The 14,902-nt window shown below is 45.9% G+C and carries 14 protein-coding genes; 5 read left to right on the top strand and 9 right to left on the bottom strand.

Annotation, left to right across the window (positions count from 1 at the left end):
• Positions 1–8: 8 nt before the first annotated feature.
• From ftsH to LFX25_RS15960, 3 genes are read left to right on the top strand one after another with little or no spacing between them, the layout of a single operon-like run.
• On the top strand, positions 9–1,976 hold the full coding sequence (ftsH, locus tag LFX25_RS15970; protein WP_238731104.1) for an ATP-dependent zinc metalloprotease FtsH: 1,968 nt from the start codon (positions 9–11) through the stop codon (positions 1,974–1,976).
• The gene (locus LFX25_RS15965) at positions 1,973–2,443 is read left to right on the top strand and encodes an EVE domain-containing protein (protein WP_238731103.1); all 471 of its coding nucleotides are present in this window, start codon (positions 1,973–1,975) and stop codon (positions 2,441–2,443) included. The genes ftsH and LFX25_RS15965 overlap by 4 nt, the downstream gene beginning before the upstream one ends.
• Complete coding sequence (locus LFX25_RS15960; protein ID WP_238731102.1) at positions 2,440–4,524, top strand: 7TM diverse intracellular signaling domain-containing protein; 2,085 nt, start codon at positions 2,440–2,442, stop codon at positions 4,522–4,524. Before LFX25_RS15965 ends, LFX25_RS15960 begins: the two co-directional genes overlap by 4 nt.
• 95 nt (positions 4,525–4,619) lie before the next feature.
• On the opposite strand, the gene LFX25_RS15955 is transcribed toward LFX25_RS15960, so the two are convergent.
• From LFX25_RS15955 to LFX25_RS15935, 5 genes are all read right to left on the bottom strand, one after another.
• Entirely contained in the window at positions 4,620–5,030 is a 411-nt protein-coding gene (locus LFX25_RS15955) for a hypothetical protein (RefSeq protein ID WP_238731101.1), read from the bottom strand.
• A 286-nt stretch (positions 5,031–5,316) separates the two neighbouring features.
• Positions 5,317–6,813, bottom strand: a complete 1,497-nt coding sequence (locus tag LFX25_RS15950; protein WP_238731100.1) for a polyamine aminopropyltransferase — start codon at positions 6,811–6,813, stop codon at positions 5,317–5,319.
• A 6-nt stretch (positions 6,814–6,819) separates the two neighbouring features.
• Entirely contained in the window at positions 6,820–7,014 is a 195-nt protein-coding gene (locus LFX25_RS15945; RefSeq protein ID WP_238731099.1) for a hypothetical protein, read from the bottom strand.
• Positions 7,015–7,068: 54 nt separating this feature from the next.
• Positions 7,069–9,114: a DUF4178 domain-containing protein gene (locus LFX25_RS15940; RefSeq protein ID WP_238731097.1), complete on the bottom strand. Its 2,046-nt coding sequence runs from the start codon at positions 9,112–9,114 to the stop codon at positions 7,069–7,071.
• Between the two features lie 170 nt (positions 9,115–9,284).
• Positions 9,285–10,094 carry an adhesin OmpL37 family surface protein gene (locus LFX25_RS15935; RefSeq protein WP_238731096.1) on the bottom strand — a complete coding sequence of 270 codons (810 nt, stop codon included), beginning with the start codon at positions 10,092–10,094 and terminating at the stop codon, positions 9,285–9,287.
• Between the two features lie 365 nt (positions 10,095–10,459).
• Here LFX25_RS15935 and LFX25_RS15930 point away from each other — a divergent pair, with 365 nt between their 5' ends.
• Both LFX25_RS15930 and LFX25_RS15925 read left to right on the top strand, forming a co-directional pair.
• Complete coding sequence (locus tag LFX25_RS15930; RefSeq protein ID WP_238731095.1) at positions 10,460–10,798, top strand: hypothetical protein; 339 nt, start codon at positions 10,460–10,462, stop codon at positions 10,796–10,798.
• On the top strand, positions 10,795–11,145 hold the full coding sequence (locus LFX25_RS15925) for an LIC10260 family lipoprotein (protein ID WP_238731094.1): 351 nt from the start codon (positions 10,795–10,797) through the stop codon (positions 11,143–11,145). Before LFX25_RS15930 ends, LFX25_RS15925 begins: the two co-directional genes overlap by 4 nt.
• A gap of 73 nt (positions 11,146–11,218) precedes the next feature.
• On the opposite strand, the gene LFX25_RS15920 is transcribed toward LFX25_RS15925, so the two are convergent.
• The 4 genes from LFX25_RS15920 to LFX25_RS15905 form a co-directional block, all read right to left on the bottom strand.
• Positions 11,219–11,809, bottom strand: a complete 591-nt coding sequence (locus LFX25_RS15920) for a class I SAM-dependent methyltransferase (protein ID WP_238731093.1) — start codon at positions 11,807–11,809, stop codon at positions 11,219–11,221.
• Between the two features lie 156 nt (positions 11,810–11,965).
• Positions 11,966–12,346: a PilZ domain-containing protein gene (locus LFX25_RS15915; protein WP_238731092.1), complete on the bottom strand. Its 381-nt coding sequence runs from the start codon at positions 12,344–12,346 to the stop codon at positions 11,966–11,968.
• An 8-nt stretch (positions 12,347–12,354) separates the two neighbouring features.
• On the bottom strand, positions 12,355–13,101 hold the full coding sequence (locus LFX25_RS15910; protein WP_238731091.1) for an NRDE family protein: 747 nt from the start codon (positions 13,099–13,101) through the stop codon (positions 12,355–12,357).
• 6 nt (positions 13,102–13,107) lie between these two features.
• Positions 13,108–14,886, bottom strand: a complete 1,779-nt coding sequence (locus LFX25_RS15905) for an OmpA family protein (protein WP_238731089.1) — start codon at positions 14,884–14,886, stop codon at positions 13,108–13,110.
• Between the last annotated feature and the right edge of the window lie 16 nt (positions 14,887–14,902).

The raw sequence follows: 14,902 nt of genomic DNA, 5'->3' as shown, positions 1-14,902 counted from the left end.
AGAACTCCATGAACAAGAACTTGAAAAACGTATTCTTTGTCCTTATTATTATGATGGTCGTTTTGATCATCGCTTACAACTACGAAAATAACGCGGGCGCAACAAAGGATATCTCCTATTCCGATTTTTTGAATATGTTGGAGCCGGTAGAAGGTAAAAAACCTCTCGGCAAATTGTATAAAGGAAGCGTCGATAAATACAATAAGATCCAAATCGAGAAAGACGTCATCGAAGGATTTTACATTCCTTCCGAATACGCGGAATCCAAAACAGCTAAGCCAGTAAAATTCAGAACCACAGTCGCACCTTTGGATAAGGATCTTATCGCATCCTTAAGAAGAGCTAACGTGTCCTTCGACGCTCGTTCCGCGGAAGAGGGAAAATTCTGGAGCGTCATCGGAAGCAATATTCTTCTCATCGTAATTCTGATCGGTCTCTTCTGGTTCATCATGATGAGGCAGATTCAATCCACCGGAAACAAAGCTTTCTCCTTCGGCAAGTCGAAGGCGAAAATGACCGTGGACCCGAAAGTAAAAGTCACCTTTGAAGACGTCGCCGGCTGCGAAGAGGCAAAGGAAGAATTAGTCGAAATCATAGAGTTTCTCAAAGATCCTAAAAAGTTTCACGCGATCGGTGCGAGAATCCCCACCGGTGTTCTGTTAGTCGGTCCTCCGGGAACCGGTAAAACATTGCTTGCAAGAGCGGTTGCGGGAGAAGCGGGAGTTCCTTTCTTCTCCATTTCCGGATCGGACTTCGTGGAAATGTTCGTCGGGGTCGGAGCTTCGAGAGTGAGAGATCTCTTCGACCAAGGAAAAAAGAATTCTCCTTGTATCATCTTTATCGATGAGATCGATGCGGTCGGTCGTCTGAGAGGGGCGGGACTTGGCGGCGGCCACGACGAAAGAGAACAAACCCTCAACCAAATGCTCGTCGAGATGGACGGTTTTGAAAAGAACGAAGGTGTGATCGTAATGGCGGCTACGAACCGTGCGGACGTTTTGGATCCCGCTTTGCTTAGACCGGGTCGTTTTGACCGTCAAGTAATGGTCGATCTTCCGGACATCAAAGGAAGAGAAGAAATTCTCAAAGTTCATTCCCGCAAAGTTCCGATGACCAGCGATATTTCCCTTCACTCGATTGCAAGAGGAACCCCCGGTTTTACCGGAGCCGATCTCGCGAACCTCATCAACGAAGGCGCGTTGCTTGCGGCTCGTAAGAATAAAAAACGAGTCACTCAGGAAGAACTCGAAGAAGCGCGCGACAAAGTGATGATGGGACCGGAACGGAAATCCTTTTTCATTTCCGAAAAAGAAAAAGAAGTCATCGCGTATCACGAAGCGGGTCACGCGATTCTCGGAACCCTTCTTCCTTATACGGAACCGGTTCACAAGGTTACGATCATTCCGAGAGGACGCGCGCTCGGATTGACACAATCTCTTCCCAAAGAAGACAAACACATTCTCCCTAAAACCTATTGGCTCGACCAAATCGTGGTGGCGATGGGAGGATTTATCGCGGAAGAATTCAAGTTCGGCGTGACTTCCACTGGTTCTAGCAACGACATTCAACAAGCGTCGAACATCGCACGCAAAATGGTCTGCGAGTGGGGAATGTCCGAAAAACTAGGAACCGTGAATTACAGCGGCGATCAGGCGAACGTGTTCATTGGAAGAGATATGGGCCACAGCAGCAAATATTACTCCGAAGAATTCGCGGCGATGATCGACAAAGAAGTTCGTGAAATCATCCAGACATGTTTGAACAAAGGACGCGATCTCGTTCGTAAGAACGCTTCTAAATTTGAAGGACTTGCAAAGGCTCTTCTGGCTAAAGAAACCATTTCTCACGAAGAACTGATGGCGATCGTTCATCCGGCCAACGAGGAAGGTGCTAAAAAAAAGCCGGAAAAAACCGTTAAGTCCAAAAAACAAAACGGCATTAAAACGAATCCAGCTTACAACGCCGGAATGGAATGAAACACTGGCTGTTTAAGACAGAACCGGACGTCTTCTCCATCGACGACCTCTACAACGCTCCTTCCCATATCGCTCCTTGGGAAGGGGTAAGAAATTATCAAGCCCGCAATTTCTTGCGTGACAGTATTAAAAAAGGGGATTTAGTTCTCTTTTACCATAGTAGGGCGAACCCCCTTTCCATCGTCGGAATTGCGGAAGTAGTAAAACCCGGTTATCCGGATCATTTCGCTTTTGATCCTTCTCACAAATACTTCGATCCGAAAAGTAAGACTGAGAATCCTACTTGGTATATGGTAGATATAAAGTTCAAAAAAAAGTTCCCGAAACCTGTCACGATGGAAGAAATGAAAACACAGAAAGCCCTTAAAAATATGGTGCTTTTACAGAAAGGATCTCGCCTTTCGATTCAACCGGTTTCTCCCGCGGAGTTTCAGTTTATTCTGGGACTTGCGGGCGTGAAACTTTGAAGCGACGCGTATCTCTCTTCTTCATTTCGTTTTGTTTCGGAACTCTGCTTGCGATTCCGGCTAACGTATTTTCTCAAACTCAAACACAATCTTACTTAAAGACAAACTCGTTAACGGAAGAATTCGTATTCCCTCTTTCCGGTGAAATGAAAGGGGAATATCTCGGAAAGAATCTTCAAATCTTAGAAGATCCTAAAAACGAATTCCGCATCGAGGATTTTTCCAATCTCAACTTCAACCCGGGTTGGACTAAGTTCGAAAAAAACAGTCTTTCCAAGGGGTTTACACAATCCGTGTTTTGGGTTCGTTTTAAAACACGTTTTAAAAATCACGAGTTCGGTTCTCATCCTTGGTTTTTGGAACTCGCCAATCCGGCCGCGGAAGAGTTTACCGTTTACAGAAAAATTTCCGGCTTTCCGATTCGTTACGAAGAAGTTCGGAAAGAACAAAGCGTCCGCTATTTTCATCCCGTATATCGTCTTGTTTCCAAAAACGCCGCCACCGACGAGTATCTCGTTCGTATCGCGACACGAAGATCTTTGATCTTAAATTTCAAGGCTTGGAGCGTTTACGAGTTTATCATAAACGTTCAAATCCAAAATATTCTCTTCGGATTATTTTTCGGTGCGATTCTAGTGATGCTCGTATACAACGGATTCGTTTTATACACGGTCAAGGAAGCCGGTTATCTTTTTTACGTTCTTTATCTTTTGTCGTTCGCGTTGTGGCAGTTGTCTGTGACCGGAGTCGGGAATCAATATATCTTCACGGATTCTTTAAAGACTTGGAACAATTGGTTGGTTCCGTTCGCGTATCTTGCGATCGTTTTTTCGCTCCAATTTACGAGATCGTTTTTGCACACCGATCGGAAAACGAAGGTTTTGGATCGGATTCTGATCCTTTTTATGTTACCCGGAATCGTGGGAGTCGGGCTTTCCTTTTTTCCTATATTCTATTTTTGGAATATGCAAGCGTTGACCTTGTTTCCGATTCTCGCCTCGGTCGTCGTGATTTATGCGGGGATCGATCGGTATCGTCAAGGTTATAGACCGGCACGTTTCTTTTTGATGGCTTGGTCCGTGTTGGTCGTTTTTATTCTCGTTACCGTTTTGCGGAATCTTTCGATCCTGCCTAGCAATTTGTTTACAAACTGGGGTTCTTTGATCGGTTCCTTGTTGGAAATGACGTTGTTGTCCTTTGCGCTTGCGGATCGGTTCAAATCCTTACAAGCCGAAAGTTTGCAGACGAGCATCGACGCGTACGAGAATCAGATTAAACTTTCGGAAATTGAACAGGAGTTGAAAATCGCGAGAGAATTGCAGGAATCGATTCTCCCCGATAAACTTCCGAAACTCGAAGGAATCGAACTCTCGGTCAAGATGGAATGCGCAAGTTCCGTAGGCGGCGACTTCTACGACTTTCACGATTACGGCGACGGAAGGCTGGGTGTTTTTATCAGCGACGTTTCGGGACACGGGATTCCCGCGGCCATCATCGCATCCATGGTCAAACTCGCATTCTCGATCGAAGTGCGTAAGGCCGTCGAACCCGCGGATCTGTTAAAAAACGTGAATCGGGCGTTGATGGGAAAATACGGAAAACATTTCATCACCGCGGCGTACTTGATCGTAGATATAGGCAAAGGTATCATAACGTATTCGAATGCGGGACATCCACCGATCGCGATTCTCAATCATTTCAAAGGAGAATTCAGAGAAATCTTTTTACCCGGGTGGATCATGGGACTCGACGGAAATTTGAAAAACGGTCAGCTCATCATTCCGATCAAAAAGGAAGATCGTATCGTTCTTTTTACGGACGGCGTTACGGAAGCGCGCAACAAGTTCGGTCAGATGTTCGGTTATCAGAAATTTTACGATCTTCTAAAATCTCATTCGGAAATCCGAGGCGGCGTTTTGAATCAGATCGTTTTCGACACGGTGCGGTCTTGGTCCGGGCGAGGGGATCAGTTCGAAGACGATATTACGCTTTTGATTTTGGATCTGAACGGAAAAGCGGAGAAGGATACCGGAGAAGCGACAGCTCCCCCATATCAAGAAATTTCCAAAACGGGAAGTTGAAGCCGGCGAGACCGGTCGATCTTCCCACTTTTCGAATGGCGGCTAACGTGATCAAACCCGGATAAAATCCGTTCGCGACCGGAAAGGTTTGATCGTTATTTTTTCAGTTCCTTCAAATAAGCGATCAATTCCGGGGACACTTGAATCGGTCGTTTGCGGTACGTTTTCTTGTATTCCTTTTTGAATTCCTTATGGCAAGACTTGCAGGATTGCTCATAGTCCTTCGACTTTAACGCTTCCTGAGAAATTTCGTTCCACTTCGCTTTCTGTTCGTCGAGCGCAAAATTCGGAAGTTCGTTTAGTATCTTTTCGATGTATTCCGGTTTTCCTTTTTTCGCAGCTTTGACGGCGGGTTTGGCATAATCCTCCATAAAATCATGAACCGTCGTTTCGACCTTTCTTTCGGGTGCGGTCGGACCGGCGTTTAAAGAAAACGTAAACAAGGCGACGAAAATCGTTAGCGTGGTGATCGATACGATTTGCGGAAGGGCGATTCTTTTTTTCATTCGATTCCTCAAGTGGTAAAAGGTTTTCAAGAATTTCATGATTCTTGCAAGTAAGAAAGCGATTTTCTATTCAAGTTCCGTTATTTCAAAATTTCTGTCGATTTAGAGAGAAGTTGTTTGTCGGAGTTCCTAGAAATTTTAGGATCGGGATTTTTATTGAAAAAAAGAAACTTTTCTGATATAGAAAAATTTCCTGAGTTTTCCCACAAAGCCCACCACCTCCACCCAATTAGGGTGGGGGCCCTGCAAGTGTCACAGAAAAATTGTCGGAACTACGACAAATTCCTCAATCCAGAATCCGATTCCATTCCCGATCGTAATAACGAACCAAAGCCTGATTGTCCAAACGATTGATCTCCACCGGAATTCTGGACATATCCTCCGGAAAAATCTGAATCGATTCGAGTTCTTTCCGATTCAAAAAGCGGAGATGGTCGGGAAATTCCGGTCTAAAACGGATCGGTCGCTCACCCGCCAAAACGAATCCCCATTCTCCGAATGAAGGAACGTACACATGCAATGGAAGAGTCCGATACCCGAGCGAAGCGATCGTTCTCTCGATACACCAATACGAAGAACGCGCAAACAACGGGGACGTGGATTGGATTTCCAAAACGGAGGACGAATTCATTCTTCGTTTTAGCACATGAAAGAACGCGGTCGTATAAAGTTTCCCCAGGGAAAAGTTGCTCGGATCGGGAAAGTCGATGATTACGACGTCGAAAGTTCTGTCCGATTCCTCGAGCCATACGAACGCGTCCGTATTGATCACTTGAACTTTCGGATTTTTCAGACTTTCGTCGTTGAGTTCTTTAAGAACTCCGTGATCCGTAAATAGATTCGTGACCGCAGGATCCAAATCGACCAGCGTAACCGATTCCACGCTTTTGTGTTTGAGAATTTCCCGTACGGCAAGACCGTCCCCTCCGCCGAGAACCAAAACCTGTTTAGGAGAAGGATGAGCGAGTAACGCGGGGTGAACCAAGGTTTCGTGATAACGATATTCGTCCCGCGACGAAAATTGAAGATGTCCGTTTAAAAAAAGACGGATTTCGTTTTTCCATCGTGTAACGATGATTCTTTGGAATTGGGATTGTTTAGAAAGAATGATCTCGTCCGTGTATAAGGATTCTTCGCTGTAATAGGTAATCAAATCCGAAAAGGAAAATCCCAAGATCAAAAGCGTTAATACGACAACGGATTGTGCGCGCAAAAGAATCATTCTGGATTGTTTGAGCGGTAAGGCCCAGGTTCCCCAGAGCGCGACTCCGGCATTCAAAATTCCGAATAGAAACCCGGTGCGGATCAGACCGAGTTTCGGAGCGAAAAAGATCGGAAATAAAATCGAAGCGAGCAAGGCGCCCACGTAATCCAAACTCAGAACACGTGATACGAGTTCCTTGAATTGAAGTTCTTTTTTTAGGATTCGTAATAGAACCGGAATTTCAAGACCGACCAAGATCCCGATCAGAATCACGAGCAAGAACAAAGGGATCTGAAAGTAACGGATTTGACCGAAGCTCAGATACAAAACGGCGGAACTAAAACCGCCCACGAGTCCGATCGCGAGTTCGATTTCCAAAAACTTGGGGATAAGATCTTTTTCCACATATTTGGACAACCAGGAGCCGACTCCCATCGAGAAGAGGTAAGTTCCTATGATAAGGGAAAATTGTGTGACCGTTTCTCCGAGAAGATAAGAGGCGATGGTTCCGGCCAAAAGTTCGTAAACGAGGCCGCAGGAAGAAATGATAAGAACGGAAATATAAAGGGCGGTCTGCAAACGGTTTTACTTTCCTCCGGAATATCTCATGAAGTTCGCGTAGTGAGAACGGTAAACTCCGGGGTTTTCTCGAACGGTTTTCGGAACGTTCTCTATTTCGTCCACGTTGCTCGAACCGCCTCCGTAAAAATTGTTATACGTAAGATAGCCCGTAAGCCAGAGAACATACGCGGGATATAATAATTGTTTAATGTAGCTCATGGTCGCCTCTTAATAAAATCGGATAGAATTCTTTCGGACTTTTATATTTTTCCCCTAATCGTCGCTATACGAAGAATCGTCGTCGTCCGAATCGGAACTCGAAGTCGACGGAGCAAAATCGCTGTTCTCGTTTCGCGAGGTCTCGAAAGAAAAACTTCGGAATAGCGAATACGGAACCGGAAGCCAGATCGCGATCAGGAACAGAAAGTAATACACGGATTGATCGACGTCGCGTTTGATCGTTAAGGTCACATGCGCACCGCTTCCTCGAGGAAAGTCCGATTCCGATTCAAGGCGAAGATAGTATTCTCCGGCGGGGACTTCTCCGATGATGATGTCCGCGGACTTATCTCCTTCGGACCAGCTTTCTCCGTCTTCGTAACCTTGGTAATAACTGATTTCCAAGCCCGTATCGTAAGCGATGTCCGTTTTGGTATTGATCAACGCCAAAGAATAATAGATGTAATGATTGGAAAGTTCGGGAACGTCCATCTTAATCTGCACGTTCTGTCTGTCGCCGCCGCCCAGTTGAAACGTCTCCGTAACGAAAGAAGAATCGGTAGTTCCGCCGGGAGCGGGATCGCGGACATAAGCAAAGTCTTTCTTAAAAACTTCCTTTTCCTGAGCATTCCAACAAAAACCGATCTGAACCAACAACATGACGACCGATAACCAACTTGCGATTTTTATGTTTCGCTTTTTGATTTTCGTAAAAGGGTTCGGTTGCGCGGCGCCGATTCCTTCCGGTTCCGGAAGATTCACTTCTCCATGAACGGCTTTTTTTAATTCGTCCACAGGAACATATTCGCCGATCGACCAGAAAAGTTCGTTCTGCGTTTTTTCGGAGGAAAGCATTTTCGGCGGAGCGATAAAGTCAGCAAGTTCCGCCGTGTCGCCCGCGTGAATCTTATAATAGAATTCTCCGAACGCGAAATCCGTTCCCGCTGTGGACGAGTTGAACAATTTATATTCTTCTTTTTGAAAGCTCTTTTTCGGAGGATAAGAACCGATGACCGTTCTCGGAATAAACGGAACCGGTTCGAACACGGTCCAATGTCCGTTCGTTTCGTTCAGCCAATAATACCCGCCGGTATAATGAAGTAGATATTCCGTCCAAGGAAAAATTTCGCCGTCTGCGTGAACGGATTTTTTGACGACGCCGAGCACCTCGCATTCTTTTCCTTTGAGAGTGAGTTTTGTTCCGGGAAGAAGATAAACGTTGTCCTTGATCACTTCCTGAAACTTGGAAAGAATTTTCAGTTCGTCTTTGCTCGTATCCATTACGGTTCCGCAATATTCGCAGGCGACCGATTTGGAAAAATCCGGACTTCTTTGGCTCAAAGAAGCGCCGCAACCCATACACTGAATCACCTTCGCTTCCTGAATTTTCTGAAACCCTTGGAACCCTTTCGGATCTCTCAGGTTGATGAACTGAATCTGATCGAAGCTGTACATCATTCCGCGGAAATAAAGGGGAGGCGTATGAGAATAATCTAATGTAGCAAACCAGCCTTGATCGGTGGCGAGATCTAAAAGAACGGATGTGGTTCCGGTTTGAAACCCGACAGGCAATTCTCCTTCTCCACCCACGCAGGTCGCGAGGCCGATTTCGCGGATCATCCAGAGTTCATTGTCGAGTTTGAGGGTGTCCCCGGCTCTCAAAAGTTGTTTGGAAGTTTTAGAGGAGATAAAGTAAACGTCCGGAGGCGAATCTAAATCCCGAATCGGATCGTGTTCCGGAAAAATTTCGTTCTGAGAAGTCGGTTTCAACTGCGTAATCATGAATTGACCCTGCGCTTCCGCGAGCCAAATCGAATTTCCATCCTGAGAAATCGCATGCCATTCGTTCCAAGTACCGAGCGCGTATTGCTGTTGAATTCTTCCGACAACTTGAAACTGAATCCCGTCCTTGGTTTTACCGGAGGTTCCGATTTGGATGGGGGAAAGATCCGGGACCAATTCTCCGGCCTTGCCTAAACTTTCCAGAGACTGGTTCTTTTGAACGGTCAGAGTTTTGCAATTCGGACAGACTCCGTAGATGGAAGCCTTGCTTTGAAATGGGACGGGCGCTCCGCAGTTGGGACAACTCAGTTCTAACACAAAGGTCGGTTGTATCTAGGGAAGAATTCCTTGTCATCTGAATTTCGAAACGACGATCGGAAAAAAGGATCGGGGCGCTCGGGCCCATTCGTTCGACAAGAGCAAAATTTCCGGAAGTCGCCCGCCGGGCTCTCCGCTTCAGTCAAGTTATCATCGATCCCTGCGCCGGATCAACGTTTCGCTTGTCTTCTCGCGCGTACGTACGGTGCGTCGACTTCTCCCAGAGGTTTTTCCAATTCTTCCAAGGCAGGATCTTGCCAATATGTGTCGTAGAGGTTCTCGCCCGAATAGGTGTGAAAGTGATTGTCGAAATGAATTCTCGCGAACTCATCTTTGCGGGAAAACATCGCTCGATTGATCTCGTTCAGGATTCCCAAAAAATCCTCAGTTTCCGGATCGGGAGGAAAATCGGAAAGATATTCCATGGAAAGAAGAACCACATACTTTCTGGATTGTTTGAGCAATTTTAGAGATTCGTAAAGCAGTTCCAACTTGATCGGCTGAAGATACGGTCTTGAATTGTCGGCGATCAATTTTTTCTGCTCGGCGGCCGCTAATTCCCTGTAACCTAATTCGAGATGTTTTTTCGGTCTGGCTGTCGTCCCTCGAATGGCGCGATAACCGAGAGAACTCAATTCTCCTCGGATCGTCTTTTTGCTCGTTTCGATCAGACTCGAATATAGAATCACGAGCAGGTCCTGTGTGCGTTTGAGTTCGGCGTATGATTTTTCGAGATCGAATTGAAAATAAAGCTGATTGGTTTCCACGTGATGTTGAATGACTCGTTTATAAAGAGCTTTGTCCGCATCTGAACCGATGTTGGAAATCGAACTGTTGAGAGCCTTGATGAGAAATTCGTTCGTTTTGAGTCCGCGTTCGACACGAACCAGATGAGTGGCGCCGTTGCTTGCATAATCCGCAAATACGGAAAACGGCGATGCAAGAATGAACCAGATCGAAATTCCAAACGCCGTCCTCATACATTTATTTTCGGGAATCGCAAAGGTAGAATTCAATCCAACCTCGAAATAAGAGAGGCTTCTCCTTTTCTGAAATTATGTCCGCAAGTCATCTTACAAATTGAAAAGAGAATTTTGAGGCAGGTTTACGGAAGGTCGGTTTGTGCGTTCTCGGAATTATAATCGGGACGGTTTTTGAGAGAGATTTTTTGTTTCGGGACGTGGTATATTGATTTTATAGTATATTCAAAAAATAATATATTCTTGCTTGAATTTTTGCTTTTATCCGGAATCCGTTTGCCATCGAAAAGGCTTTCGATTTATCCTCCTTAGGAGAATTCAAAAGGAGAAACGGATTCGATGCGTTCGTCCGTGCCATTTCTTTCATGAAACCGGTTTCGTTTTTAATTTTATCGTCGTTGGCGGCGGCCGTGACCGCTTGTTCCAGCTCTCAAAAAGTGTATCTTTTATCGCAAGGAGATTGGAATGGGAGAAAGCTTCCCGAAATCCAAGGTCTCAAAGGCGAAATCCGTAAGGGAGAAGACTGCGGTTTTAAATTCAGTCTCGCGCAAGCCTTTGCAAATGCGCTCAAGGATACGAAATACGATACGATTCTCGATGCGGAAGTGACTCAATCCGCGAGCGTTTTGGTTCCATTCAATTGTATTTCGATACGGGGTTTCGCCTTGGACAGCGCTGCGATTCAAAAGGAGAACGGCCAATGAGATTGTTCGCAATTTCCTTTTTGACGTTTGCGACTCAGATCTTGCTGAGCTGCGGCGGTTCGCCGCCGCGCAGACTTTCCTACGTCGTTTTGGATAAACCGCAATCGAATCTTTCTTCCGAAGGAAGAATACCTTCCATCGAATCCGGTAAATTTCGATTCGGAATCTTTTTTATTCCGGCATCGGGAGTTCATTCTTATTTGAAGGAAATGGAAACGCAAACCGGATCTTCCGTTTTGAGAAACGTCGACGTCGTAATGCGGCCCGGATTTTGTATTCTGCCTTTGATTCCGGTTGTCTGTGTTACGAGATATTCGGTCGTTGCGGGCGATGAGGGAAAAGAATAAATTTAGAAACCTTCATCGTTTCGTTTTTGATAAGAACGATTCGTTCCCTCGTTTGCGAATAGAAACCGGTCTCTCATTCACCGAACTCGTAGATCGCTTGATAAAACGGAAGCGTATGCCGAAAACGGCTCTCTTGGATCGGGCGAAATCCCTCCGCTCTCAAGACGGCCGCCGGGTTTCGGTTGATGTTGCAGCCTTGCGCGAATTTTTTCCAAAACGGATTCAGGATGTTCTGGAGAATTCTCCCTGCTTTCGATCGGGCTTGCACGTGTTCCAAGAGAAGAATCTTTCCGCCTTTTTTCAAACGGGAACGTGCAAAACGAATCGCGTATTCCAAATCCGGAACCGTACACAAAACCAACGTAAACACGATCGTGTCCATGCTGTTCGGCGGAACGAGCGCCTCCGTATCGGGGTTTCCCAAACCTCCGATCTCCATTCGAATTTTAGAATGTATTGAAGAATGGTGAAGCAAGTTCGCCATTCTTTCCTTCGCTTTTTCCATCATTGCGGCGGACGGTTCGATTGCGGTCACTTCCGCGCCGTTTCCGTACAGCGGAAAATTGATTCCGGTTCCGCTCCCGATTTCCAGAATTTTTCCGCGCAAAGGAGCGATCAGTTCTTTTCTTTTGAGATATAAGACCTTTGTTTCGATTCTGTTCATGAACCGATCGTAAAAGCGCGCGAACAGCCTCGCATACAGACTTTCGTACGCGATTGAATTCGAAGAGGAGCACATGGACTAAGATCTTTGCCGCTTTGAAACGGCGATCAATCGAAAAACGGAAACGGGATTGGATTTTGTTAAACGAAGTAACGCTTAATTCAGTTTTTTTTCTTTTTCGAAAAACTTCTTATGAATGAGTTCTTGAATTTCGTTTTTGTGTTCGTCCGCGATGTTGACGAAGATGCTGTTGGCCTTCTTACCGGAAGAACGGATGATTTCGGCTTCGAGGGTCAATTCTTTGCCGTTGATTCTTGCGTGAAGATGAATGCGATCGCCCTCGAACATCGTCATCCTGGAATCCAGAGCGACTCCACCCGTTCCGATATCGAGAATGGTGACCGGATGTCTTTCCTGTTTTCCTTTGATCGACATCTCCGCATCCAACGTGATCTTTACGCGCGCGTTTTTTCTTTTTTGAAGAGACGGATCTCTATACTCGAAAGAGTCGTTGAATAAGGACTTCGTGTCGGCCATAAGTTATACTATTCGAATACCGAAAAATCCGTCAAAGTCAAATTGAAAACCTTCGGTTCCGGCGATTCGCAAGGTTGGCCTTCCTGGTAGGCGAGCGTCAACCTATTCTCCGTAAATACGATTTCCGTTTTGGACACGCTATGTGCGTCCCTTCTGTGCATGCAGGGTGAAAGCGCTCCTTTTTCAGGCAGATGAGAAGTCAGAAAATTTTTCGATAAGGCAAGGAATTCCTCCGCGTTGGGAAGAATTTTCGGCAGGTAGTTTTCCCGAAAGACGGCTTCCCTCGAAACCTGCGCTTTCGGTCCTTGCGTAAACGAACTTCCTAAGATTTGAAATGTGCTCGTATCGGCGCTACGGGAGAATTCGTTTCCGTCCCAGACGAAGATTTCAGTTTTTTCCAAAGTGATTCTTACGAGTTTGAAAGGATAGAAGTTCGAAAGTTCGTCCGCTTTCAACAGCTCCGGTTTGACTTCGCTTAACAAACAGGATCGCACGAGTAAGCCGCGGCTTGTGGGATTTCTCAACAACTTCAGAGTCGCTTCGTAGAAATTCAAAAGACAAAAAATTTCACCCGTAGAACTCGCACCGATCCAAGTTCCGCCGTAATCTCCGTCCAAGGGAGCGATCGCATACGTCGGACCGTTGCCGATTTTGGTAGGGGCAAGAGAAGGTTTTCTTTTTACGGATTCGTCTCTGTTAAATCCTAAACCGAAGATCTTTCGTTCCGGATTTCTGTAAATGATGGCGGTGCACATAACGGATTACGGTGAAAGAAAAAAATCGATTCTTTGATTCTTATCGGCTTCGTATTTTCCGGAACCGGGAATCAGAGGCAACGTTTCCCCGTAACCTCGGAAGCGAATCCTACCGAAAGGAACGGACTTTGAAAAGAAATATTCGAACGCGGTTCTGGCACGCTCTTCGGACACGACTTGATTGACTTCCTCGTCGCCTTGATGAGAGGAATGGGACTGCAATTCGATTTTATATCCCGGGAATTCGTTTAACACCGAGCGGATTTTTCCGGGTAAACTCCACCATCTCGCTTCCACCTGGGATTCCGGAACGGAGATTCGAAGGGAGCCGTCCTCTTCCACGATTAAGATTCCCGTTTTGAAATCGGCGCCTTTACCGACGGATTCTCTACCGAATATATCCGTATATTTCCATTCAAAATAGAATTCGCTTAACGATCCGACTCGAACTCCCGATTCGTCGAGACCTTCCCAAAGGATTTCCGAACCGGGTTGTCCTTCCCCGTTCCAGGTTTTGATCTTTCGTTTGAGGGACGTGTACGGAGGAATTTCGTATAACGTGAGTTCCCAGGATTGAAGCGGAATTCCGGAGTGCGAAAGAAGAATTTTTTGCAGATCGTTTTTACCGTCGTTGTCAGGGGTGAATTCTTTTAAGGAAACCGACACGTCCAAATCGAAGGACTCTTTTAAAACTTCGAACGAGGAAGGAACGGATTGGTGGCGTTCGTATCGACTATGCACCGTTAGGCGATAAAAATAAATTCCCTCGCCGACGAGATCGCCTGCTTGGTTTCTCAAATCCCATTTCCATTCCGCGTTCGGTTCGCCCGTATCGCGGAAACGATAAACGCTTTTTTCCTCGTTGCCTTTCTTTTGAAAGATTTCGACTTCGTAAGAATCCGATTTGATCTTGGGGGAAATATAAAAGGAAAAGCGTGCGGAGTTTTTGGAACTTCCCGGAAGATACGAATAGAGTTTGGAATCGGAAAACAAATCCACTCCGATCGTTTCGGTGCGGATCGTTAAATCGGAAAGAATCGAAATCGATTCGTTTCTCGCTCTGTCCGTTCCCACCAATCGATATTTATAAATCCCGCCTGACAGTTGTTTGTTGGTGTAGTCGGTTCCGTCCCAGCTTAGAATATAAGGGACGTCCTTTTGTTTCCAAGTGTAGGACTTTACGATCCTTCCTTCGGAATCCAGAAATTCTCCGGTAAAAAAATCGGAGGATTCTCCCGAAACTTTTTGTGAGATCTGGATGCGGGAGGAATTTCGATCTCCTCCTAAAAACAATACACGGGTTTTGGAGCCGATTTCCGAACTCGGCGGTCTTGAATCCAACACGACCGTTTTTTCTTCGGACAATAGATTCTCCTTATTCTCCGTAACGAATCTCAATCGATATTTGTATTCCCCGTCGGGAAGAAGAAATCCTTTCGAGTCGTCGCCCGACCAATAGATCGATTCCGGAATTCCGATTTCCGGCGGGGATAATTTCGAGTCGTCCTGTAAAAACGGTAAAAGGGAGAATCCTTTCTTTCTTCTATGATCCGCTTTGAAGGTTTTTACGACTTCGTCCGCCGAGTTCTTAACTACGAGTTCCCAATCGGCGAGACGGGGAAGAGCTGACTTGGAAATCTTAAATTCGAGAACGTCGTTCCTTCCGTCCCAGTTCGGAGAAAATGAATCCGAGTTCGTTTTAATAAAGGAATCCGCGCGCAGTTGAAACGATACAAGGATAAAAGAGAGGACCGCAGTCTTTGTTAAACGAATTCCGTTTCGCATGCAGTACACTCTAATT

The sequence above is a fragment of the Leptospira sanjuanensis genome, from assembly GCF_022267325.1.
Classification (GTDB): domain Bacteria; phylum Spirochaetota; class Leptospiria; order Leptospirales; family Leptospiraceae; genus Leptospira; species Leptospira sanjuanensis.
The sequence above is the reverse complement of the archived record's forward strand: the minus strand, read 5'-3'. Positions and strand labels throughout refer to the sequence as shown.